At 66.9% G+C, this 22,057-nt stretch carries 22 protein-coding genes; 12 read left to right on the top strand and 10 right to left on the bottom strand.

Annotated elements, in window-relative coordinates:
• Positions 1-35 precede the first annotated feature (35 nt).
• Positions 36-698 carry a TetR/AcrR family transcriptional regulator gene (locus tag ACQPYH_RS13210; RefSeq protein ID WP_432890645.1) on the top strand — a complete coding sequence of 221 codons (663 nt, stop codon included), beginning with the start codon at positions 36-38 and terminating at the stop codon, positions 696-698.
• Positions 699-721: 23 nt separating this feature from the next.
• Entirely contained in the window at positions 722-3,853 is a 3,132-nt protein-coding gene (locus tag ACQPYH_RS13205; RefSeq protein WP_432890642.1) for a BTAD domain-containing putative transcriptional regulator, read from the top strand.
• Here the strand turns inward: ACQPYH_RS13205 and ACQPYH_RS13200 are convergent.
• Positions 3,837-4,580, bottom strand: a complete 744-nt coding sequence (locus ACQPYH_RS13200) for an ABC transporter permease (RefSeq protein ID WP_432890640.1) — start codon at positions 4,578-4,580, stop codon at positions 3,837-3,839. The genes ACQPYH_RS13205 and ACQPYH_RS13200 overlap by 17 nt on opposite strands.
• A complete protein-coding gene (locus ACQPYH_RS13195; protein WP_432890638.1) occupies positions 4,577-5,521 on the bottom strand; it encodes an ATP-binding cassette domain-containing protein in 945 nt (314 codons plus the stop codon). The genes ACQPYH_RS13200 and ACQPYH_RS13195 overlap by 4 nt, the downstream gene beginning before the upstream one ends.
• Before the next feature lie 160 nt (positions 5,522-5,681).
• Here ACQPYH_RS13195 and ACQPYH_RS13190 point away from each other — a divergent pair, with 160 nt between their 5' ends.
• Positions 5,682-6,356: a DUF4097 family beta strand repeat-containing protein gene (locus ACQPYH_RS13190; protein ID WP_432890635.1), complete on the top strand. Its 675-nt coding sequence runs from the start codon at positions 5,682-5,684 to the stop codon at positions 6,354-6,356.
• Positions 6,357-6,442: 86 nt separating this feature from the next.
• Here the strand turns inward: ACQPYH_RS13190 and ACQPYH_RS13185 are convergent, their stop codons facing one another.
• From ACQPYH_RS13185 to ACQPYH_RS13175, 3 genes are all read right to left on the bottom strand, one after another.
• Positions 6,443-7,903, bottom strand: coding sequence for an FAD-dependent monooxygenase (locus tag ACQPYH_RS13185; RefSeq protein ID WP_432890632.1), 1,461 nt, complete (start codon positions 7,901-7,903; stop codon positions 6,443-6,445).
• 173 nt (positions 7,904-8,076) lie between these two features.
• Positions 8,077-9,429, bottom strand: coding sequence for a type II toxin-antitoxin system HipA family toxin (locus ACQPYH_RS13180; RefSeq protein ID WP_432890629.1), 1,353 nt, complete (start codon positions 9,427-9,429; stop codon positions 8,077-8,079).
• The gene (locus ACQPYH_RS13175; protein ID WP_432890627.1) at positions 9,426-9,725 is read right to left on the bottom strand and encodes a helix-turn-helix domain-containing protein; all 300 of its coding nucleotides are present in this window, start codon (positions 9,723-9,725) and stop codon (positions 9,426-9,428) included. The genes ACQPYH_RS13180 and ACQPYH_RS13175 overlap by 4 nt, the downstream gene beginning before the upstream one ends.
• Positions 9,726-9,812: 87 nt before the next feature.
• Between ACQPYH_RS13175 and ACQPYH_RS13170 the strand changes: the two genes are divergently transcribed.
• A complete protein-coding gene (locus ACQPYH_RS13170; RefSeq protein ID WP_432890624.1) occupies positions 9,813-10,034 on the top strand; it encodes a dihydrofolate reductase family protein in 222 nt (73 codons plus the stop codon).
• An 81-nt stretch (positions 10,035-10,115) separates the two neighbouring features.
• Positions 10,116-10,760 (top strand): dihydrofolate reductase family protein, encoded by a 645-nt coding sequence (locus ACQPYH_RS13165; RefSeq protein ID WP_432890622.1) that lies wholly within the window; start codon positions 10,116-10,118, stop codon positions 10,758-10,760.
• Here the strand turns inward: ACQPYH_RS13165 and ACQPYH_RS13160 are convergent.
• The gene (locus ACQPYH_RS13160) at positions 10,757-12,142 is read right to left on the bottom strand and encodes a serine hydrolase (protein ID WP_432890619.1); all 1,386 of its coding nucleotides are present in this window, start codon (positions 12,140-12,142) and stop codon (positions 10,757-10,759) included. The two genes, ACQPYH_RS13165 and ACQPYH_RS13160, sit on opposite strands and share 4 nt — an antisense overlap.
• A 106-nt stretch (positions 12,143-12,248) precedes the next feature.
• Here ACQPYH_RS13160 and ACQPYH_RS13155 point away from each other — a divergent pair, with 106 nt between their 5' ends.
• The 4 genes from ACQPYH_RS13155 (at position 12,249) to ACQPYH_RS13140 (ending at position 16,856) form a co-directional block, all read left to right on the top strand.
• Complete coding sequence (locus ACQPYH_RS13155; protein ID WP_432890616.1) at positions 12,249-13,664, top strand: serine hydrolase domain-containing protein; 1,416 nt, start codon at positions 12,249-12,251, stop codon at positions 13,662-13,664.
• A 25-nt stretch (positions 13,665-13,689) separates the two neighbouring features.
• The gene (locus ACQPYH_RS13150) at positions 13,690-14,499 is read left to right on the top strand and encodes an endonuclease/exonuclease/phosphatase family protein (RefSeq protein ID WP_432890613.1); all 810 of its coding nucleotides are present in this window, start codon (positions 13,690-13,692) and stop codon (positions 14,497-14,499) included.
• A 47-nt stretch (positions 14,500-14,546) separates the two neighbouring features.
• Positions 14,547-15,134, top strand: a complete 588-nt coding sequence (locus tag ACQPYH_RS13145) for a macro domain-containing protein (protein ID WP_432890610.1) — start codon at positions 14,547-14,549, stop codon at positions 15,132-15,134.
• A 294-nt stretch (positions 15,135-15,428) separates the two neighbouring features.
• On the top strand, positions 15,429-16,856 hold the full coding sequence (locus ACQPYH_RS13140) for an MFS transporter (RefSeq protein WP_432890607.1): 1,428 nt from the start codon (positions 15,429-15,431) through the stop codon (positions 16,854-16,856).
• 9 nt (positions 16,857-16,865) lie between these two features.
• Here ACQPYH_RS13140 and ACQPYH_RS13135 read toward each other — a convergent pair whose 3' ends face one another.
• Entirely contained in the window at positions 16,866-17,546 is a 681-nt protein-coding gene (locus ACQPYH_RS13135) for a hypothetical protein (protein WP_432890605.1), read from the bottom strand.
• A 397-nt stretch (positions 17,547-17,943) separates the two neighbouring features.
• Between ACQPYH_RS13135 and ACQPYH_RS13130 the strand changes: the two genes are divergently transcribed.
• Positions 17,944-18,429: a hypothetical protein gene (locus tag ACQPYH_RS13130; protein ID WP_432890602.1), complete on the top strand. Its 486-nt coding sequence runs from the start codon at positions 17,944-17,946 to the stop codon at positions 18,427-18,429.
• A gap of 204 nt (positions 18,430-18,633) precedes the next feature.
• Here ACQPYH_RS13130 and ACQPYH_RS13125 read toward each other — a convergent pair whose 3' ends face one another.
• Positions 18,634-19,365 carry a VOC family protein gene (locus ACQPYH_RS13125; RefSeq protein ID WP_432890600.1) on the bottom strand — a complete coding sequence of 244 codons (732 nt, stop codon included), beginning with the start codon at positions 19,363-19,365 and terminating at the stop codon, positions 18,634-18,636.
• A gap of 250 nt (positions 19,366-19,615) precedes the next feature.
• On the opposite strand from ACQPYH_RS13125, the gene ACQPYH_RS13120 reads away from it, so the two are divergent.
• Together ACQPYH_RS13120 and ACQPYH_RS13115 are read left to right on the top strand one after the other, a co-directional pair.
• A complete protein-coding gene (locus ACQPYH_RS13120) occupies positions 19,616-20,155 on the top strand; it encodes an AAA family ATPase (protein WP_432890593.1) in 540 nt (179 codons plus the stop codon).
• Between the two features lie 106 nt (positions 20,156-20,261).
• Positions 20,262-20,921 (top strand): Type 1 glutamine amidotransferase-like domain-containing protein, encoded by a 660-nt coding sequence (locus ACQPYH_RS13115; protein ID WP_432890590.1) that lies wholly within the window; start codon positions 20,262-20,264, stop codon positions 20,919-20,921.
• 6 nt (positions 20,922-20,927) lie between these two features.
• Here the strand turns inward: ACQPYH_RS13115 and ACQPYH_RS13110 are convergent, their stop codons facing one another.
• Together ACQPYH_RS13110 and ACQPYH_RS13105 are read right to left on the bottom strand one after the other, a co-directional pair.
• Positions 20,928-21,458 (bottom strand): hypothetical protein, encoded by a 531-nt coding sequence (locus ACQPYH_RS13110; RefSeq protein ID WP_432890587.1) that lies wholly within the window; start codon positions 21,456-21,458, stop codon positions 20,928-20,930.
• 92 nt (positions 21,459-21,550) lie between these two features.
• The gene (locus ACQPYH_RS13105; protein ID WP_432890585.1) at positions 21,551-21,955 is read right to left on the bottom strand and encodes an NUDIX hydrolase; all 405 of its coding nucleotides are present in this window, start codon (positions 21,953-21,955) and stop codon (positions 21,551-21,553) included.
• Positions 21,956-22,057 lie beyond the last annotated feature (102 nt).

The raw sequence follows: 22,057 nt of genomic DNA, 5'->3' as shown, positions 1-22,057 counted from the left end.
CAGTATTTTTCTGGTGACTGTAGTAGTCTGCGGCCATGAGCATGGAGGGGCTGCGGGAGCGGAAGAAGCGTGCGATGCGTCAGCAGCTGTCCGACACCGCCGCGCAGATGTTCCTCGAGCGCGGCTACGACGCCGTACGTGTGGCTGATGTCGCCGAGGCCTGCGGGGTTTCCGAGAAGACGGTGTTCAACTACTTCCCGAGCAAAGAGGCGCTGGTCCTGGACCGCCTGGAGCCGACCGCCGACGCCTTGCGCACCCACCTGGCCGACCCGGCGATCCCCCCGGTAGCCGCGATGCTCAAGGTTCTGGACGATGAGCTCCAGGGCATCAGCGCGAGCCTGACCACCGCCGAGGCTGTGACCCGCTACCGACAATTCGGGGACCTCATTCACGAGACGCCGTCGCTGCGGGCGTACCAGAGCGACGTCGCCGAGCGGTTCGCCGACGTTGCCGCCGAGGTACTCGCCTCCCGGTTCGGACTCGAGCCCGGAGATCCGGAGCCCCAGGTCGCGGCGGCCGCGCTGCTCGGCCTGTGGAAGATCCAGTTCCGCGCACTTCGGACTCACCTGCGCCCAGAGCGGCCGGTCCAGGACGCAGTCGACGCCGCCGCCGGCGATGTCGAGAGAGCGGCCCGGCTGATCGAGGCGGGCCTTGCCACGCTCCCGAGCCGGGCGAAGCAGGTGACAAAGGCGGGTTAGCGTCGCGTGGCACAATCTGCCGGGTGCAGATCGGGATGTTGGGGCCATTCGAGGTTCGTGCGGACGATGGCGGCATCGCCGACGTACCGGGCGCGCGGTTGCGCGCGTTGCTGATTGCCCTGGCTCTCGACCCGGGGCGCGTGGTGCAGAAGGCGACGCTGGTCGACTGGATCTGGGGTGAGCAGCCGCCGGCCGACGCGGCGAACGCCTTGCAGCGCTTGGTTTCCCGGCTCCGAAAGGTGCTCCCGGAAGGATCCGTCGAAGGGCACACGGACGGCTACCGGCTGCAGGTGGATCCCGACGCGGTGGACGCCGTACGGTTCGAACGGCTTGTTGCCCGGGCTCGCACCGACCAGGATCCGCAGGGCGTGCGGCTGCTCCGCGAGGCACTCGAGCTGTGGCGCGGTGCCGCGATGCAGGACGTCGGTCTCACTGAGAGCGGTGCGTTCGACGCAGCTGTGACCCGGCTCGACGGCCTCCGGCTGACCGCGATGGAGGATCGGTACGACGCCGAGATCACGCTCGGCCGCGGCGCCGAGATGGTCACCGAGCTGACCGACCTGGTCGCGGCGAACCCGGTCCGCGAACGCCTCGTCGCCGCGTTGATGCGCGCCCTGGTCGCCTCCGGCCGCGACACCGAAGCGCTCCGCGTGTACGAGCGCACCCGAGAAACGCTCGCCGACGAACTCGGCGTCGACCCGTCGCCCGAGCTGTCCGCACTCCACGTCGCCCTCCTCCGCGGCGAGCTCGTACGACGGGACGAGAGACGCAACACCAACCTGCGCGAAGAGCTCACGACGTACGTCGGGAAAGACGCCGACGTCAGCGCTGTCCGCGATCTCATCGCCGAGCACCGCCTCACCACGCTCATCGGGCCGGGCGGATCGGGCAAGACCCGGCTGTCCGCGGAGACCGCGCGGACCCTGCTCAAAGACCTGCCCGACGGAGCCTGGATGGTCGAACTCGCAGCGATAGGCCCCGACGGCGACGTGGCGCAGGCGACCCTCTCCGCGCTCGCGCTCCGGGACGCGCTGCTCGGCGACGTACCGGAGGCGGATCCGACGGACCGCGTCATCGCCGCGGTCCGCGAGCGGGCAATGTTGCTGATTCTCGACAACTGCGAGCACGTGATCGAGTCGGCGGCGGCGTTCGCCCACCGGGTCCTCGGCGAATGCCCGCGGCTGCGGATCCTGGCAACGAGTCGCGAGCCGCTCGGCATCACCGGTGAGGCGCTCTGGCCGGTCGCACCGCTCGCCGTCCCCGCGGACGGCAGCGAGATCAACTCATCGCCGGCCGTTCGCCTCCTGCAGGATCGCGCCGGCGCAGTACGCGCAGACCTCGCGTCGGATGCGCAGACCTTGGCCACGATGGCCCGTATTTGCAGGGCTTTGGACGGTATGCCGCTTGCCATCGAGCTTGCCGCAGCCCGTTTGCGCACGATGTCCTTGGAGCAGCTCGCCAACCGCCTCGACGACCGATTCCGCTTGCTGACCGGCGGCAGTCGTACGGCGCTCCCCCGGCATCGCACGTTGCGCGCGGTGATCGACTGGAGCTGGGAGCTGCTGTCCGACGCCGAGCGATCGGTACTGCGCAGACTCTCGGTCTTCGCCGGCGGCGCGAGCCTCGAGGCGGCCGAGCAGGTCTGCGCCGGCGGCGAAGTGGAGTCGTGGGAGGTGCTCGACCTGCTGACTGCCTTGACCGAGAAGTCGCTCGTGGTCACGAAGGACGAGGGCGCTCCGCGCTACCGCATGCTCGGCACGATCAAGGAGTACGCGCAGCAGCGTCTCGATGAAGCGGGCGAGTCAGATCTGACCCGTCATACGCATCTCGCGTACTTCACCGAGCTCGCCGAGACCGCGGACCCGCATCTGCGCCGCGCCGAACAGCTCGAATGGCTGGCCATTCTCGAGCCGGAGCACGACAACATCGCCGCGGCGATGCGGGGCGCGCTCGTGGCGCAGGAGGCCGACGGAGCGATGCGGCTGGGCGCGGCGGCCGGCTGGTACTGGTGGTTCGCCGGACACAAGGTCGAGGGCAACGAGTACCTGATGGCTGCGCCCGCCGTACCGGGTGAGGTCGCCGACGAGACCCTGGCCGTGGTGTACGCGTTCGTCACGAACCTGATGACGTCCGGGCGAGGGCGCGACCAGTACAACGCGGAGGACTGGATCCGGAAGGCCGCCGACGTCAGCCGCCGGGTCCAGAACCCGCACCCGGCCGTGAAGCTGTCGACCGCCCTGGAGCGTCTGCTGGACGGACCGAGCGCGTTCGTGTCGGCGTTCGAGCCGTTGCTCGAAGATGACGATCCCTGGGTACGGGCACTGGCTCGCCTGCAGACCGGCAAGATGCGGATCATGCTCGGCGACGGCGACCCGGAGGCGGATGCCCTGCTCGAGGCCGGGTTCGCCGAGTTCCGCGCGATCGGCGAGCGGTGGGGCATGTCGTTCGCGCTGACCGAACTGGCCGACCGGGTCGCCGTCCGCGGCGAGTTCACCGAGGCCTGCGAGTACTGCGAACAGGCGATCGCCGTCGCCACGGAGGTCGGCGCCACCGAGGACGTCGTACGGATGCGGTCGCGGCAGGCGCAGCTGTACTGGCTGGCCGGTGACCTGGAGTCGAGCGCCGCCGCGATGGTGGAGGCACAGCGGCAGGCGGAGCGGGTCGCGTGGCCGGAGGCGCTGGTCGAGCTGGCGCTGTGCAAGGCGGAGCTTGCGCGCTGGAGTGGGAACAACGACGAGGCGCGACGCCAACTCGCCGTCGCGACGACGATGCTGGGACAGGAGGCCGAGCGGGCCAGCCTGCGGACCGTCCGGCACGACGTGCTCGGCTACCTGGCCGAGGATCTCGACGAGTCCTGGGAGCACCGCAGCGCCGCGGTCCAGGCGGCGACCGAGACCGGCCACATCCCGAGCATCGCGCAGGTGCTGGTCGGGATCGCGGATCTCGCCTTGCGCACCGATCAGGACGAGCAGGCCGCCCGGCTCCTCGCGGCGAGCGCCGTCGTCGGCGGTCTGCCGGACCTGTCCAACCCCGACCTGACCCGGATCGAGCAGGAAACGCGCAGTCGCCTCGGTGACACGCGGTTCACCGAGGCGACTGAAGAGGGACGGCAGGCGGACTGGTCCGAGTTGGTCCGGGTCACGCTCGCTTCTTGAAGGTCGAGGTCGCCCAGATGTAGCCGACGACCGCGATCCCGACCAGCCAGGCGAGTGCGGCGAGCAGGTCGCCGGTCGCCGCCGAGCCGTTCAGCAGTCCACGCAGGGACTCGATGATCGGCGTGAACGGCTGGTACTGCGCGAACTGCTTCACGCCCGGACCCATCTTGTCGGCCGGCACGATCGCGCTGCTGAAGAACGGCAGCATGATCAACGGCACCGAGGCCAGGCCCGCGGTCTCCGGGGTCTTCGCGAACAGCCCGAGAGCGACGGTCAGCCAACCGGTCGCCAGACCGAGCAGTACGACGATGCCGATCACACCGAGCCACTGGACGAAGCTCGCCGACGGGTTGAACCCGAGCGCGAAGGCCACCCCGATGATCGCCGCGATCGCGATCAGGTTCGTCATCAGACTGGCGATCACGTGACAGGTCAGCACCGCGCCACGCGGTACGTCCATCACCTTGAACCGGTTGATGATGCCCTTGGTCATGTCGGAGTTCACCGACGTGGCCACTGATCCCAGTCCGTAGCAGACCGCGAGTAGGAGCATGCCGGGCGTCGCGTAATCGACGTACGGAACACCGACGCTGAAGGCGTCGCCGAGCATGTAGACGAACATCAGCATGACCACGACCGGCATCAGTACCGCATTGAAGACCGAGGTTGGGTTGCGGGCGATGTGCTTGAAGTTGCGGCGCAGCATCACCATCGAGGGGTTCTTCATTTCGCGACTACCTCCACGGTGTCGTGGCCGGTCAGGGCCAGGAAAACGTCATCGAGATCAGGGGTGTGGACGGAGAATTCCTCGGCGTCGAGCGAGTGCTCGTCGAGGCGGTCGAGCAGCGCGCGGACCGACTTGGTACCCCCGTCGCTCGGCACCCGCAGCGTCAGCGCGTCGTCGTCACGGGTCGATTCCGGCATGATTCCGGCGGCGACGTCGAGGTCGTCGAAGCTGGCGAACCGGAACCGGACATGCGTGCCGGGGATCTGCCGCTTGAGCTCCTCAGGGGTGCCCTCGGCAACCAACTTGCCCTGGTTCAGTACTGCGATCCGGTCGGCGAGCTCGTCGGCCTCGTCCAGGTACTGCGTGGTGAGGAAGATCGTCACGCCGTCGGCCAGCAGTTCGCGGATGATCGTCCACATCGTCCGCCGGCTGCGCGGGTCCAGACCCGTGGTCGGCTCGTCCAGGAAGATGATCCGCGGGTTGCCGACCAGCGTCATCGCCAGGTCGAGCTTGCGCCGCATCCCTCCGGAGTACGTCGCAGCGGACTTGTCGGCCGACTCCACCAGGTCGAAGCGCTCGAGCAGATCGGTCACGATCCGCTTGCCGTCCTTGGCCGGCACCGGGCTCAGGTCGACCATCAACTGGAGGTTCTCCCGGCCGGTCAGCAGCTCGTCCACCGCCGCGAACTGGCCGGTGACCCCGATCGCCGAGCGGACCGCCTTGGCGTCGGCGGCGACGTCGTGCCCGGCCACCCGGACCGTGCCGCTGTCGGCCTTGATCAACGTGGTCAGCACGTTGACCGTTGTCGTCTTGCCGGCCCCGTTCGGGCCGAGCAGCGAGAAGACGGTGCCCGCGGGTACTTCGAAGTCGATGCCGTCGAGCACGATCTTGTCGCCGAATGTCTTGCGCAGTCCTGAGACCGCGATCGCCGAAGTTGTCATGGGACTACCTTCGGCAGCCGCCCTGACACGCACCTGACACGCCGCCTACACCGTGTCAGCGCCCGTGACATTGCCCGTCGTGCGCTCATGGCGGTGCGGTGTCAGGGCTCCCGGCGAGAGTCGTCCTTGTCATCACCGACTCCCGCAAAGGACAGCCATCATGCCGACCTTCACCACTCCCGCGCCGATCTCCGCCGACGTCGACATCATCTTCGGCAACGTCACAGTCAAGGCCGGCGACCGAACCGACACGGTCGTCGAGGTCCGCCCGGTTGACCCGGCCTGGGACCTCGACGTACAGGCCGCCGAGCAGGTCGTCATCGAGTTCACCGACGGGAAACTGCAGGTCAAGCACCCGAAGCTGCGGACACTGTTCGCGAAGAAGTACGGCGAGGTGGCCGTCCTGATCGAGCTGCCGACCGGGTCCGACATCCAGGGCTACACGGCGAAGGGCGACTACGTCGTGGAGGGTGAGGTCGGCTCCTGCCAGCTGAAGACCGCGAACGGCGACATCCAGGTCGGCAAGGTCGTGGGCGACCTGCGAGCCAAGTCGGCCACCGGCAACATCAGCGTCGACGTGGCCGGGGCCGCGGTCAACGCCCGTACCGCCAGCGGCGACATCCAGGTCGGGCAGCTCGGCAGCGGTGCAGCCGACCTCTACACCGCCACCGGCTTCGTCGCGGTCGGAGTACCGGCCGGCACCGCCGCCCAACTGGATGCCCACACCTCGATCGGCCGCGTGTTCAACGAGTTGGACGCCGCCGAGCCGACCGACCGCACCATCGCCGTACGCGCCCGCACTCACGGCGGCAATATCACCGTCCGTCGCGCCTGATGTGGGCAGCTCGACAGGATGTGTCTGCCGGCGTGTAGTACACCTGAGCGTGGATCGGTGCGTGCGTACAGCGTCCCGGAGGTGCACTACCTGTCGAGCTGCCCAGGCGCGAACCACTGGCTGGCTGCGGTTTCGAACGTCTCGGGATCACCCACCCAGGCGACGACGCCGTCAGGGCGGATCAAGACGGCCGGCAGTCCGAGGTCGTTGCGAGCGGCGCCGGCGACGTACTGGAGGTCCCAGGGTTGTTCCCGCAGGCTTCCGGTGAAGTCGAGGAGGATGGCGCGGCCGTCCTGCATCAGATCGCCGAGGCGTGTGCCGTCCTCGAGGCAGAAATCCGGCGCGAGCCGGCCGACCAGCGGGTGCTCGTCGCCGAGGTCGTACCGGATCCAGTACCCGGACAGTTTGCCGACGACGTACGTCGTACCGTCGCGGGTGTCGAGCAGGTCGCGGATCAGCCCGCGGACCGCCTCGGACTGCGGACCCGGCCTCATCACATCCACCTGCGCCCGGGTCCAGTCGAGCACCGAGGCGCCGATCGGATGACGCTCGCTGGTGTAGGTATCGAGCAGTCCGTCCGGTGCGTCCCCGCGCACGGTCGCGGCGAGCTTCCAGCCCAGGTTGATCGCGTCGCCGAGGCCGGTGTTGAGGCCCTGCCCGCCGAGGGGCGAGTGGATGTGCGCGGCATCGCCGGCGAGCAGGACGCGTCCCTTCCGGTACGTCGTCGTCTGCATCGAGCGATCGGTGAAACTCGACGCGAGGTGTACGTCGGTCAACGTCACGTCGGTGCCCGATACGCGACGCAGTACCTCTTGGAGGTGGTCGAGCGTCGACTCCTGCGTGCGATCGAACGCGCCGCCGTCGAAGTCGAACATGCCGTAGTGGCCCGCGGACATCATCTCGATGTACATGCCCGTCGGCGTGAGGTTGAAGCCGGGCTTCAGCTTCTCGGGATCCGCGATGCCTACGTGCATGGTGTAGCCGGTGAACGCCGGCTCGGTGCCGACGAACTCGAACTCGGCGAGCCCGCGTACTGCGCTCCGCCCGCCGTCGCAGCCGACGAGCCAGCGCGCGGCGTACTCTTCGTCGCCGGCGCGGACGACCACGCCCTCGTCGTACTGCGTGATGCCTGTGACCGGCGTACTGCGTTTGATGTCGACGCCGAGCTTGACGGCCCGCTCGGCGAGGAGCGATTCGACCGTTTCGAGGCTTGTCAGCAGGACATCCGGCGCCGGGGTGGGCAGCCGGTACGGAAAGGCGGTCTCGTCGAGGTTGACCGCCTCGAGCATCATGCCGGCGAAGTGGCCGACCATGCGTGGACGATCGGGGGCATCGTTGCCGTCCATCAACGGCTCGAGCATCCCGCGGCGGTAGAACGCCTGGATCGACGCCGCTGACAGACCCCGCATCCCGAGCGGTTGGGTCCGCCACGGCGACGGGCCTTCCGGATCGCGCTCGATCACCAGCACAGAACAGCCCGCGAGACCGAGCTCGCACGCCAAGAACAGCCCGACCGGACCGGCACCAGCTATGACTACGTCGTACATGAATTGCTCCCTTCCACGGCTTGTTGCCTGAGGCACACATTCACCGTGACACGGGCCGCGCACGCGACACTGACACCGCCCGGACAGGCCGCTGGCACGCCATATCAGCGCACGACACCTTGCAGCGTCGGCGAGCTCGTGGCCGGCAAGGCGCCTCGGTCGCCTCGACTCAGCTACGAGGATGGGCGCTCTCGCTCGGGGCGGGCGGCGAACTGACCGCCACGCCTCGAGCCCTTCTGCACGCGGGGCTGGCCACTCGCCCGAGGCCTCGCTCCGTCGGCGCTCGCTGCGCCGTTCGCGACAGTCGCGAGCTCCTCGCGGAGCCCGTCGAATGCCGGCTCGAAGCGGTGACGCTCGGCCTCGCCAATCCCATGTGCGGCAGCGACTCTGCGCCAGTCGCCCGTCGCATCGCCGACCTCGCGGAGGATCCGCTGCGCATCCCGCGCGCTCAGGTCGAAGGTTTCGGCGTACGTCATCAGTCCAGTGAGCTCATCCGCTCGGCTGCGCGCGCCGCCGATTCCGGTCACACGTGCTTCGGAAACGATCGGGTTCGGGTTGATGTCGAAGACCGGCGACAGACCCCATCCGCCTGCCTCACGGAGGAACCCGTGATTGCGCAGGTGATCGTCGGTGTTGTGGATCGCGACCGAGAAAGCGATCCGCCGCCACAACTCGTGGAGGTCGGTCTTGACCCGCGCACCATGCTCGGTCAGCGTCTCCGCGACTTCGACGTAGTCGTGTACGTCGCCGTCGCGTGCTTCGATCAAGGTCATCGCGCTGATGTACCCGCGACGCCGTACGCCGTCACGGTCGAACCGGTCGAGCACCAGGACATGCCGACCGTCGATCTCTAGCAGCTCACTCCCCGGAACCTCGATCCCGGCCCGCTCCGCCAGGTCCAGCGCTGTCTTCTCCCAGGCCATCACATCCCAGTCATCACCGCGGTGCGGGAACTTCGCGATCAGCAAGCGATCTCCATCGCGGACCGATGCCTTTGGTCGCGCCCCACCGAGTGAACCCGAACCCGCGTCCAGTAGCGCCTTTACCGCGGCCAAGTCATCACCATCGCCGGCGACTTGATCAACGGCCTGCAGCAGGCGCGGCAACTCGACCAACTTCGGTACGTTCAGATCCGGATCGAGAAAGGGGCCGTCGGCAATAGCTCTGAACCGCAGCGCGCCTTGGCGTGACAGATCGCTGACGCCGACAAGGAAGTCCGCATCGCCGAGCGACGGCGCGGTGCGCACCTCCCGAAGCGCGAGCGCTTGAAGGCGCTTGGTGATGAGACCCCGGCCCCACCGGTCCGGCGAACAATCTGCGAACGCACCCGGAAGCCCATCGGTTTGTTGAGGCCCGGCAAACAACCCGAGGACAGGGTCGATGGCATAGGCACGTCTGTCGGCGAGATAGCTCGGAGCATATTGGAACGAGGCCGACGACGTACCTCGACGGCGACTGAAGTACGCCGATCCGACCTCGACAGGCTCGCCGTCGATGTCGACAGAGACCAAGAGTGAACCAGTCATCGCCGCACTCGCTTCGGAAGCACCTCGTCCGCGCGCGCCCGCCCCAGATCTGTCTCGTACGGATCGAAGGCGTCGACCACGCGGTCAAGCACGCCGAGAGCCCGCGCCACGTTCAGCATAACGTCGAGCCCCACAGTCGTCTCACCGTTCTCCAGTCGGCGCAGCGTCCCGCGCGAGATTCCCGCGCGCTCGGCAACCTGCGCGGCAGTCAGCCCTTCAAGCTTCCGCCACGCCGCGAGATGCCCACCAATCCTCTCGGCCCCCAACCGAGCCCGAGTCGACACCGGCCTCGCCATCACTCCACCTACAATCTTAATGACCGCTCTGTGAACCACTATACCTGATAACGCTTTACACGACGGCCTTTAATTGCTCACCCACCGATGAGGGCCTGGCAGCCGATCTCCGGCGGCGCCGAGGCGATCCAGCAGTACCTGGACGGCGGTCTGATCGACGAGTTCTCCATCTCCCTCTCGCCGGTGCTGCTCGGCACCGGGATCCGTCTGTTCGACCACGTGGATCCGGACCGTATCGCGCTCGACCAGACGCGTTCGGTCGCGTCGCCCCGGGTGACTCACCTGACCTGCACCACCTCGAAACGGTGATTCGTTCTCGTCATGTCAAGGCGGCTCTGTCGGCTCCGACCAGTTGGTGAGCATCTCCCAACGAGCTGAAGGAGCGACACCATGTCCGAGGTCAGAGTTCACAATCTTTCGATTTCGCTGGACGGTTTTGCGACCGGCGAGGGTCAGGCGCTGGAGGCCCCGTTCGGGCACGCCGGTGAGCGGCTGCATGAGTGGTTCGTCGGCACACAGTTCTTCCGCGCGCAGGACAACCTGTCCGGCGGCACGCAGGGCGCGGACAACGCGTTCGCCGAACAGCACAACCCCGGCATCGGCGCCGAGATCATGGGCGCCGGCAAGTTCGGCCCGCCCGGATGGCAGGACGACCCCGACTGGAAGGGCTGGTGGGGCCCGAATCCGCCGTACCACACACCTGTCTTCATCTTGACCCACCGCCCGCGCCCGTCGATCGAGATGGACGGCGGCACCACGTTCCACTTCCTCGACACCACCCCGGCCGAAGCCGTCGCCCAGGCCCGCGAGGCTGCCGCCGGCGCCGACGTACGCATCGGCGGCGGCCCCACCGTGGTCCGCGACTTCCTCGCCGAAGGCCTGATCGACTACATGCACGTCGCCCAGGTCCCCATCCTCCTGGGCCGCGGCGTCCGCCTCTGGGACGGCCTCGATTCCCTCGAACAGACCTACACCATCGAGCCCGTCTCGACCCCGACCGGAATAACCCACCTCAGCTTCACCGCGAAGCGTTAGGTCTGCAGTCTGCTCAGGATGTCCGCGGCGTCGTCGTTCGTGGGGTCGAGGGTGAGGGCGCGGTGGGCGGCGGTGGTTGCGAGGTCCGGGTGGTCGTCCAGCTCGTGGGCCCAGGCGGTCATCGTCCAGGCGGCGGGCGAGTCTGGGCGTAGGTCGGTCCAGAGGCGCAGGAGCGGCCAGACCATGTTGGTGCGGTGGAGCTCGATCGCTCCCCACACGGCGTCATCGAATCCCTCGTCGTCGGGGTCGTACTCTTCCGCTGGCAGTTGGTGGTACGCCGCCCGCGCGGCATCCGGACCCGACGTTGCGAGGGCCTCGGCGACGGGGCCTGCGATCGAGCGCTTGGTGGTGCGCAGCTCCGTCAGTCCCAGGTCTCCGCCACCGAGTGCGACGTCGAGTGCCGCCTTCGCGATCGACGAGGCGGGGACGGTGTTGGAGTTGGCCAGGACGACGACGCCGGTACGCCGATCAGGCACGAGCACGAGACGCGCTCCGAAGCCGGGATCGAGTCCGCTGTGGCTCAACGTCCGATACCCGAGATAGCTGCCCACGGCCCAGTCGAGCGCCATCGCCTCCCCCCAGGGAGGATTGCCCACCTGCACGACTGGCTCGGACATCAGGTCGAGCGTCGCACCCGACTCGAAGTACGCCATCAGTCCGCGGGACAACTCGACCAGGTTCGAGTGCAGCGTCGAGCTCGGCGCATGACGCCTGGTGTACGGATACGCATCACCGGGCACCGCCAGCGGCATTCCCACGTGCGGCGAGGCGGCCAGTTCAGCTGGTACGTCGGCGAGCAGGAACGTGCTCGTCTGCATTCCCAGCGGCTTGAGGACCTCCCGCCGTACGGCGTCCTCGAACGTCGTGCCCGTCGCCCTCGAAAGGACCAAGCCGAGCAGCTCGTAGCCGGCGTTGGAGTAGGAGAACGCCGGGTCCTTCAGCCGCCAACTCGACAAGCTGCGAGCGAACTCGCTCAGCGCATCGTCGCCGAGCTGGGGATCGTGCCAGCCGTAGTCCGAGACGTCGGGCAGACCGCTCGTGTGACTCAGCAAGCCCTGCGCCGTGACTTCCCCCGCCCGGCCGTCGGCCAGCGTGAACTCGGGCACCCATTCGGTAATCGGAGCGTCCAGATCGAGCTCTTGCTTGCTCGCCAGCGAAACGATCGCCGTCGCGACGAACGGCTTGGACACCGACGCGAGATGAAACATCGTCTCCGGCGTGACCGGCGTACCGCTCCCAACATCGCGCACACCGAATCCGCGCGAGACAACCTCGCCGTCCCGCACGACCGCAACAGCCAGCCCCGCCACGTCATGCGAGCCGACAAAGCCCTCAACCAGCGGCCACAGCTCGTCCTCTACGCTCCCCCGAAGCCCGTCCATCACACGACGGTACGCCGTCACGCCCCTCTCTCGCCTGGTCATTTGCCCTTAGAAGCAAGGGCATATATCGCATGACCCGATCGGGCGGGCTTGTTACTGTGCCCGGATGGCTTCTCAGCGCGCCCTCCTGCCGCGGTCGACACCGGCCGCCGCGGGGATGTCGTCCACGTCGATCCTCGCGCTGCTGGACGAGCTCGAAGCCCAGTCCATCGAGTGCCACTCGCTCATGATCGTGTACCGCGGTCAGGTCGTCGCGGAAGGCTGGTGGGCGCCGTACTCCGCCGAGCGCCCGCACCTGCTGTATTCGCTGACCAAGTCGTTCACCTCGATCGCTGTCGGGCTCGCGATCACCGACGGGCTGCTGTCGCTGGACGATCGGGTGGTCGACGTACTGCCCGATCACGTTCCTTCCGACGTCTCGGAGCAGGGCCGCCGCATCACCGTTCACCACTTGCTGTCGATGACAGCCGGGCACGGCAAGGACAGCCTCGAGGAAGCGTGGGAGCTGGAGCCCAGCGACCTGGTGAAGGGCTTCCTGCGCGTGTCGTTCCCCGCGGCCGAGGGGACCCAGCACGACTACGACAACGCGACCACCTTCATCCTGGCGCGGATGGTCGAGCGGGTCACCGGCCGCGAACTCCCCGAGTTCCTCGACGAGCGCCTCTTCAAGCCGATGGGCATCGAGGGCGCCGAATGGGACCGCGTCGCGAGCGGGGCCGCCTTCGGATTCCACGGTCTGCATCTCACAACCGAGGCCATCGCTGCCTTCGGTGAACTGCTCCTCCACGGAGGACGTTGGGGCGACCAACAACTCGTCCCGCGCGAATGGATCGAGCTCGCAACCCGGCGCCACATCGACACGCTGCCCCTGCCCAACTGGGCGCCGAACCCCGACTTCGTCTCCGGCTACGGCTACCAGTTCTGGATCTCGCGCCACGGGTACTTCGGCCACGGCTCCTTCGGCCAGTACTGCGTGGTCGTGCCGTCCCACGACCTCGTCATCGCCCTGACCGGCGCCGTCGGCCCGACAAACGCCGTACCCGGCCTCTTCTGGGACCACCTACTCGACACCCAGGCAACCCCCGAGCACGACGCCCTCCTGGCCGACCGCCTGCGTCAACTCTCCACGCCACCCGTGCCAGGCACAGCCGCCCCCGACCGCTCCATCAAGGCAACGATCGACGCCTCCGCCGACAATTCCGCCCTCCCCGACGGAACCCCAGTCACCGTCGACCCCACCTCCGACGGCTGGCGCATCCACCTCGGCCCGTCCCTAACCATCAAGGCCGGCCACAACGAATGGCACGAGAGCTCCCCTCTCGGCCGCCCAGTAGTAGCCTCCGCCGCCTGGCAGCACAACACCTTCGTCGCCGACCTCTACGTCATCACCACCCCCCACCGAGTCCACCTAACCGTCAACGGCCCCACCGCCACCGCAACCTGGAACACCGTCCCCCTAACCGGCCCCAACCTCCCCCTCCACCTCCAGTCGCCTCTCATGACACGACCCGACGTCGCGTAGGTTCGTCCGTAAGCTGTCTCGCACCATGACTACGCAGCTGACGGTCGCCACACTGAACACCCGCGGGCTCCCGCTCAAGGGCACTCGCGTTGCCGGACGATTCGCGGCGATTGCGGCCGAGCTCGACTCCAGCAAGATCGACCTGGTCTGCTTGCAGGAATTGTTCGACTATTACCACCTGAGACTCCTCCGCAAAGGGATGCCGTCGTTCCCACATGTGGCCTATCGGCCGTCGCTGGCCGGCCCCAGAGGTGGCCTGGTCACGCTGTCGCGGCAGCCGCTGTCTGACACGGCGTACACGAGGCTTCCGCACGCTTCGCGCCGCTCAGGCCTACCCGTTCGAGCGCGGGTGAATGCGCTGCACAGCGGATTGCTCGCCGTTCGGCTGGCAGACAGCCGGGTCAGGGTGCTCAATGTCCACCCAACGGCCAACACCGACGGCGACTGGTCGGAGCAGAACCGGTTCCGCCAATTGCAGGGCGACCAACTCACTGCCCTCGGGCAGGTTGTCGCAGCCGACATGTCAACGACAGTGGTGTGTGGAGACTTCAACGTCGCCCGGATCAGTACGTTGCATCGCGCCCTCCAACAGCAGACCGGTCTACGCGATGCGTTCGACGGCCAATGCCCACCCACGTTCCATGCTGAGTACCTTCCGCCGGGCAGCACCGCACAGTGCATCGACTTCATCCTCGTCAACAACGCGATCGAGGTGAACGACGTCGACCTCCTCTTCACCGACAAACACCCCTTGCCCAGCGGTCCCGGCTACCTGTCAGACCACCTCGGTCTACTGGCCCGACTCGAGCTCCCCACCCCAACCCCCTCTCCCTGACGGTTCCTGTCGAGGTATGTCGGCCTCGCGTGTGTATCGTCGGCGTGATGCAACCTCTCCTGCTCCTTGTCGACCTCGACGCCGATCTCGTCGCGGCGTGGTGCGAGGTCTTCGCCGAGCAGATCAGCGAGGGAGCGATCGACGTACGGCGGGGTTCGTTGCTGGACGTGCTGCCCGAGGTCGACGCCGTTCTGACGGCAGGAAACAGCTACGGGCAGATGGACGGCGGGGTCGATCGAGCACTCGCCGGCTACTGGCCCAACGTCCAGCGCTCAGTGTGGGCAGCGATCGCCGACGAGCACCACGGTTATCAACCAGTCGGCTCAGCGAGCGTGGTCCCGACTGGTGACGAGGCTTGCCGTTGGCTCATCTACGCCCCGACCATGCGCGTGCCGATGCCTCTGACAGGCGAGATGGACATCGCCGTACACGACGCTTTCTGGGCCGCGCTGCTAGCCGTGGACCGTGCGGCTGACTCGATCACGAGAATCGCCGCCCCCGGCTTCGGCACAGGCTACGGCCGCGTACCACCTCGCCGAGCCGCACAGCTCATGGCCGCCGCCTACACCATGTGGCGCCTACCAGCCACCGCCCGCATCTCCCAACGTGAGCAACTCCTTCAGCGACCCATCTGACACGATCCGTCCCGTGGCGGACGTCCGAGTACCGGGTTTCGGGTCGCGGGTGGGGTAAAGGCCGGCTCGAAGTCGGCACCGCATCCGTCGAGCTGACTGCACGGCTACAAGCAGGGCTGGGTCGCCCACGACTTTCCCACCGAACGGCTGGACGAGCTCCTGGCGCTCAGCGACTGATCGGAGCTTCTCGAAGAAACTTCGGGGGCGGGTGTCGGATCGTGTGGAGGGTGCTCGTAGTCAAGATGAGAGGCCGCTCACGACGGGGGGCCGAGTGGAGAAGGGCAACACCTCATCATGACGATCTTGACGGAGCCAGCAATCCGCACCGGTCGGTCCAGTCGGCTGATGTGGGCGATCCTGGCACTGGTAATACTCGCCGACGCTCTCGACGTGATCGACGCGACGGTCACCAATATCGCCGCCCCCACCATCGCCGCCGAGCTCGGCGGTGGTGTGAGCCTGGTCAAATGGCTGGGACCGGCGTACATGCTCGCGATGGGCGTCCTGCTCGTGATCGGCGGGCGGCTGGGTGACAAGTTCGGCCAGCGCAGGCTGTTCCTGCTCGGGATGGGCGGGTTCACGCTGGCCTCGGCGGTCGCCGGGTTCTCGCCTGACCCGACTCTGCTGGTCATGGCGCGGGTGGCGCAGGGAGCGTTCGGGGCTCTGCTCATCCCACAAGGCATGGCGATCATGACGAAGGCGTTCGATCGCGAGATGCTCGCCAAGGCGTTCGGGCTGTTCGGCCCGGTGCTCGGTCTGTCCAGCGTCGCCGGCCCGGTCCTGGCCGGGTTCATCATCAGCGCCGACCTGTTCGGTCTGTCGTGGCGACCCATCTTCCTCCTCAACATCGTCCTCGGCCTTGCCGGGATGATCATGGCCGTCAGGATCCTGCCGCGTGATGACGACGGCGACCGGTCGACGGTCGTCGACGGCTGGGGCTCCGGCGTACTCGGGATCGCGATGCTCGGGCTGCTGTACGGACTGATCCAGGGCTCGAGCAACGGCTGGGGCATCATCCCGATCGCCTCGATGGTCATCGGCGTACTGTTCTTCGCTGCCTTCGCCTACCGCCAGCGCACCGCGACGTACCCGCTGATCACGCCCTCGCTCCTGAAGAACCGCGGTTTCACGTCCGGATTGCTCGTCTGTCTGGTCGCGGTCGCCGCCGGCACCGGCCTGCTCTTCGTGCTGTCGCTGTTCCTGCAGGAGGGGCTGCACGTCAGCGCGAGGAACGCGTCGCTCGGCCTGATGCCTCTCACCCTCGGACTCGTCGCGGCCGGCTTTGCCGCCATGGGTGGCCTCGTCGCCAAGCTCGGACGCCGGCTCGTCTTCATCGGCCTCGTCATCGACCTCGTCGGCTGCGGTTGGGTACTGGCTCTCGTCGCGTACTCCGGAACGAACCTCAGCCTCTGGGCGCTGGCCCCCGCGTTCTTCGTCATCGGCGTCGGCATCAGCCTCAGCTTCGCCACGATCCCCGTTGTCGCCCTCGGCACCGCCAAACCCGAGGAAGCCGGCAGCGCCAGCGGCTCCTTCAGCTCGATCCAGCAGCTCGCCTCAGCAATCGGCTCGGCCGCAGTCACCTCGATCTTCTTCCGAGCCACAACCCCCGGTCTGGCGCACGCGATGGAGATAACCCTCATCGTCGTACTAGCCCTCACCGCGCTAACCCTCCCCCTCGTCACCCTGATGCCCCGCCAAGCCGCCGAAGATCCCACCGATTGATCGAGGGTGTCAGGCCGGGCTGAGCGTTGGGTCAAGGCGGACCAGGCCCTCGGGCAAGGTGTCAGCCCATTCGGCTGTATCGGTGGTGACCCGAAACAGGCTGACCGGAATGAACGGTTGAGCTTGCGCGTCCGAGCCGGTGCCGAAGGATTCGATGCGCCACTCTCGCCAATGGGCGTGCAGGACGTCATACACCTCGTCGATTTGAGCGCGGGTGAACCGACTGGGCACAACACAAAACTGACCTGGCAGCTTCGGGGCCAGCAATCGGGTCACTGCGTCCACGTCGGTGGCGGCGACAACGAGGACTTCCTGATCTTCGGAGGGACGGAAGATCACCGGATGGACCACCTCTCCGGCCGGTTCCAGGCCGCGGAGGTCGATGTCGAGTTCCACCACACCGCGCCGCCAGCCACCGGGCGGCGGCGGGCACGGCGGTTCCCTCCACAGTGCACGCGGCTCCGGCGCAGGAGTCTCCGCCGAGACCGCCTCGACCTCGATGCTCTCGTCCCGCCATATCCCGACCACCGAGATGTAGCCCGGTCGGCGGTTCGATGCCGAGTCGACAGGCAGTCCCTCAGCAACCAACCCGACCAACCGCACCGACCGATCCGACTTCCAGCCCGGTTCTCTGGTGACCAGAGTATGAATGCGAGCCACATCCAACCAATCACCGTCCGGCCCGCTCACCAACCGCCCCCAGGTCCGGACCCTGTCCCCCACCCCAAACACCAAATCCCTGGCACCCATATCTCCATGTTGCTCCGCCCGGCCCAAGACCTGCGCGTACCGCGACTTCCCTGCCGCCTTGCCCCGCGCGCAGCGCACATCAACCAGCTAGCCGGTGCGCCGGTCTCGCACGTCTTGGCAGACAAACGCCTGACAGATGGCGCCGGATGTCCGGCATATGTCCGGTGCGGATCATGGTGATGTCCGCCCACTCGGCCAGAAGCTTCTCGGCACCAAGTGTGCCAACCGCAACGGTGGGGTGACGCTAAGTGATACCGGAAATGTGGTCTCTCTGGCTGGTAGCCAGCGTGGTCTACGCCTTCATTCTGCGCGACATTGCGCGGGAGGTGCGCGGCGAATGACGACGATGACCCGGCCCCCGCTTCCCGGTGACAGGCGCGTTCGCGTCTGGTTCGGCGTACACGTCATTGCGGACTACACGGGCGAGCCGGCCGCGGCCCACCGCTATCAGGCCGCAATGAGCCGACGTTTCGCGAGCCTTCGAGTAACCATCGAGCCGGCAACTGCCACGGTGACCGCGCCGCTCCTGCTCGGCTATGTCCGGAGAGACCTGTATCTGTCCGATCCACACATCGAACACTTGAAGCGGGAACTCAAAGCAATCGCCAAGCTCGAGGGCTACACCATGGGCTCCGTGTACGTCGAGGATCCAGCCTCAGCTCCCGCCGCCTTCGATGCCTTGGTCAAGTCGGTCAATCGCTACGAGAACACCACGGTGTTCCTGCCGGAGTGGCGGCACCTGGCGCTGGTCGGCGACCCCGCAGCGATCAAGCAGCGGTTCGAGCGGGTCACGGGTGCGCGCTTCCTGCTGTACGACCCCTGACTTTGACCGACGGGCAGGTTTGCTGAGGTGCAGCGGATCGCCCCGCTAACCGGTCCCGTCATCAATCTCCTTGTCCGAGCCCTCCTCCCTGTGGCGGGCTCGGACAGGGACCCACAGTCCGGCTGGCGCGGGACGCGAAGACGAGCCCGCCCTGCGCCAGCCGTTCCAACCTCCCGACGGTTGGATTCAGTCGGGGGAAGCGCTTCAAAAGCAGAAGGGGTGACCGGCCGGGTCGGCGTACACCACGTTCTGAAGGTGGATCGCGCCCAACTCTTCGGCACATGCCATCGCGGCCTTGGCCGCCGCAGTTTGGAAGTGCGGAACTTCATGGTCCACCGTGAACCGGTAGTCAACGTGCAGTTGTGCCGGATAGGCAGGATCAGGCCACCGCGGAGCAACGACCTGTGCGTGCTGAAACGCCAGGTTCGGCAGCTCGTCGTCGTCAAGATCGATCACGACTCGCTCAGGTGAGTCCTCGGCTCTCTCCTGTACGCCGATGAATCCCTCGTAGAACCGCGCCAGCGACCGCGGGCTGAAGCAGTCGTAAACCAGGCGGGCAACCGTCGGCGTTCCAGTCGGATCCGGGTAGAGACAGAAAGGATGTCCGGCGGGATCGGCGTACACCCGGTGGTCAACGTCGTCCTCAAGCAACGTCCCACCACCAGCGATGATGTGGGCGCCCGCGACGTCCAGATCCTGCACGGCGATATCAAAGTGAATCTGCTGCGGGTACTCCGGATCGCGCCAGCGCGGCGGCCTCTCATCCGACCAGCCATCACCGTCGAACCCGATCCGGAACTTAGGGCACCTCGCCACGAAGAACGTCCCCCAGGCGTCGTACCGTTCCCAACCGAGCACCTCCCGGTAGAAGCCGGCCAACACCATCCCGCCGTCCTCACCACCAAGCACCTCGGGACATCCAACGTAGACAGTCATACCGGCGTCATCTGCAAGAAGATGCACCACTTCTGCCTCCGACCATTCGACCCATCGGTCCGCCTGCCTTGCCGCCATCGAGCGACACCCGCAGGCCGTCGGGCCACCCTAGGTGCCCAACCTGAACCCGTCGACCTCACAGTGCCCCGAGCATCGCCAACGTCCGGCACGACTTCCACAAAGCACCCATGACAAACACGAAAAGCCGCCACGAGTTGCGGCGACGAGGCATCTGCTTGGATGGGCGGTGATGACCAAGCAACCAATTCTGTTCTTGACTGTTGGACTTCCATGCACCGGGAAGACCACTGCCGCGCTGCGCATCGAGGTCGAGCAAGGAGCGCTTCGTCTCACGAAGGACGAATGGGTGAAGGCCCTCTACGGCCACGAGAACCCAGACTCGGCCCAGCGCGTGATCGAAGGACGACTGATCGAGATCGGGCTGCGCTCTCTCGAGCTCGGCAACAACGTCGTCATCGACTACGGCCTCTGGAGCCGAGACGAGCGCTCCGCTCTCCGGCAGGCCGCAGCAGACCTCGGCGCGCGGGTGGACATGCGGTACTTCGAACTCCCCGCAACCGAGCAGCGCAAACGCCTCGACCAACGCCAAGCCGAAGCGCCCCACACCACATGGCCCATGTCCGACGAGGAACTCGCCGAATGGTCCGCCATCATCGAGATCCCAACCCCAGGCGAACTCGACGGCAGCGAACCCATCGACGCCCCACCACCCGGCTTCACAACCTGGAACGAATGGCGCACCCACCACTGGCCGCCGACGGTCTCCTGATGTTTGCAGGCTCATCCCATTCGAGGGTGTAGTTGAGGTCTGAACCGCCCTTCGATCAGATCGGCTACGGTGCGCGGATTCGGGAAGACGAGATCGTAGGAGAGACATGAAGCTTCTTCTCACCTCCGCCGGCATCAAGAACACGAGCATCGCCAACGCGCTCGTCGAGATGCTGGGCAAGCCCATCGCCGAGGCCAGCGCCCTGGTGATCCCAACGGCGGCTTACCCCGCGGGGGGTCCCGCTGCCGCGTGGCGCATCGTCTCCGGCCGCGCGATGAGTCCGCTGTGCGAGATCGGCTGGAAGTCTCTCGGCCTGCTCGAGCTCACAGCGCTCGCCAGCATCGACGCGGCCCAGTGGATCCCCATCGTCCGGGAAACCGACGCTCTCTTGGTGGGCGGTGGCGATCCGCTGTACCTGGCGCACTGGCTGCAGCAGTCCGGCGTGGCTGACGTCCTGCCTTCGCTGCACGACACGGTGTGGGTCGGGGTGAGCGCCGGGAGCCTCGTGGCGGCGCCCCACCTAGGCCAGGACCTGAGTGACTGGCAGTCGCCGACGGGCAGCGTCGAGACACTGGGGTTGGTCGACTTCGGTATCTTTCCGCACCTCGACAACCCGAACATGCCGGAGTTCGGCCTAGCCGACGCGGAGCGCTGGGCCGCCGCGCTCGACGTGCCGGGCTACGCCATCGACGACCAGACCGCCATCACCGTCATCGACGGCGAGGTCGCCGTCGTCTCCGAGGGGCACTGGAAGCTGTTCGACTGAGAGCGGCTAGCTCTCCAGTAGACCGAAGTGTCGCAGAGCGCGCTCGGCTACTTCGTGCGGCTCGAGAGTGCTGGTGTCGATTACCAATTCGTCCAGATCCGCGGCCTGCAGGCGAGCGGCTATCTCATCGCAGCGCTCCAAGTGCCAGTCCAAAGCCGATCTCTGACTTGCGGTATAGCGACCACGCAGCCGTTTCCTGGTGATGCCGGCGTCGGCGGTGAGACGAACCATGCGGACATCGCATTCGACTGCGGCTTCGTAGCGTTCTCGATCTGCTGCGGTCCCGATCACTCCGCACATGACCAACTGGCGCGGACCCACAGACCGGTAGCACTCCCAGACTGCCGCTATGTTGCGAGCCTCAACATGAGCGTTGTCCTGCTCGGCCGGCGGCCAGGAGCGGTGGAACCAGTCAACGTCCATCAGGCTGAAGGGCCGACCTGCTTTCGCGAGCAGATCACCCACATGATCAAGAACAGATGATTTGCCAACCCCAAATCCACCGTTCAGAAAGATCGCATAATCAGCCTGAGACACGTTGAATCGCCCTCGCGCTTCTTGGGTGTTTCGGTTGCCAAGCGCCTCAGAGTAGTTGACTCACGTGATGAAGAGCAGGCAGTTCGTCGCGGCTAGCCAGTTGCGATCCGGAAGGCGTTGAGGAGACTCGGCAGGCTGCCCGAGTGGGCCAGCTTCAGGTTTGCGAGATCACTCGGCCGGAACCAGCGAAGATCGTCGTGCTCCTCGGGCTCGGCGTTGACAGGTTCCCCGTCCCAGCGCGTGACGACGAAGGCATGCACATCGAGGGTCGGGTCGCTGACCGCCATCGGGATGGGCTTGGGGTCGTGGACCCGGACACCGAGTTCTTCGAGGCACTCCCGACCGACGGCCTCGTGAGGCAACTCGCCCGACTCGACGTGCCCGCCGACGAGGTCCCAACAGTCGGGATACCACCGCCGCGAAGGATGCCGATGCACCAGGAGCACAAGGCCGTCGCGCACAAGCGCAGCCACTGAGATCGAAACCGGGGCAACCATGCCAGCACCCTAGACACGACCGCAGACAAAAATGCCGCGCTGCGCTCGTCGTGCTGACGAACGGGTCATCTGTGCGACCAAGCAAACAGCCGACGTGGTCGC

The organism is Kribbella sp. CA-245084 (genome assembly GCF_050942355.1).
In the GTDB taxonomy this organism is placed as follows: Bacteria; Actinomycetota; Actinomycetes; order Propionibacteriales; family Kribbellaceae; genus Kribbella.
The sequence above is the reverse complement of the archived record's forward strand: the minus strand, read 5'-3'. Positions and strand labels throughout refer to the sequence as shown.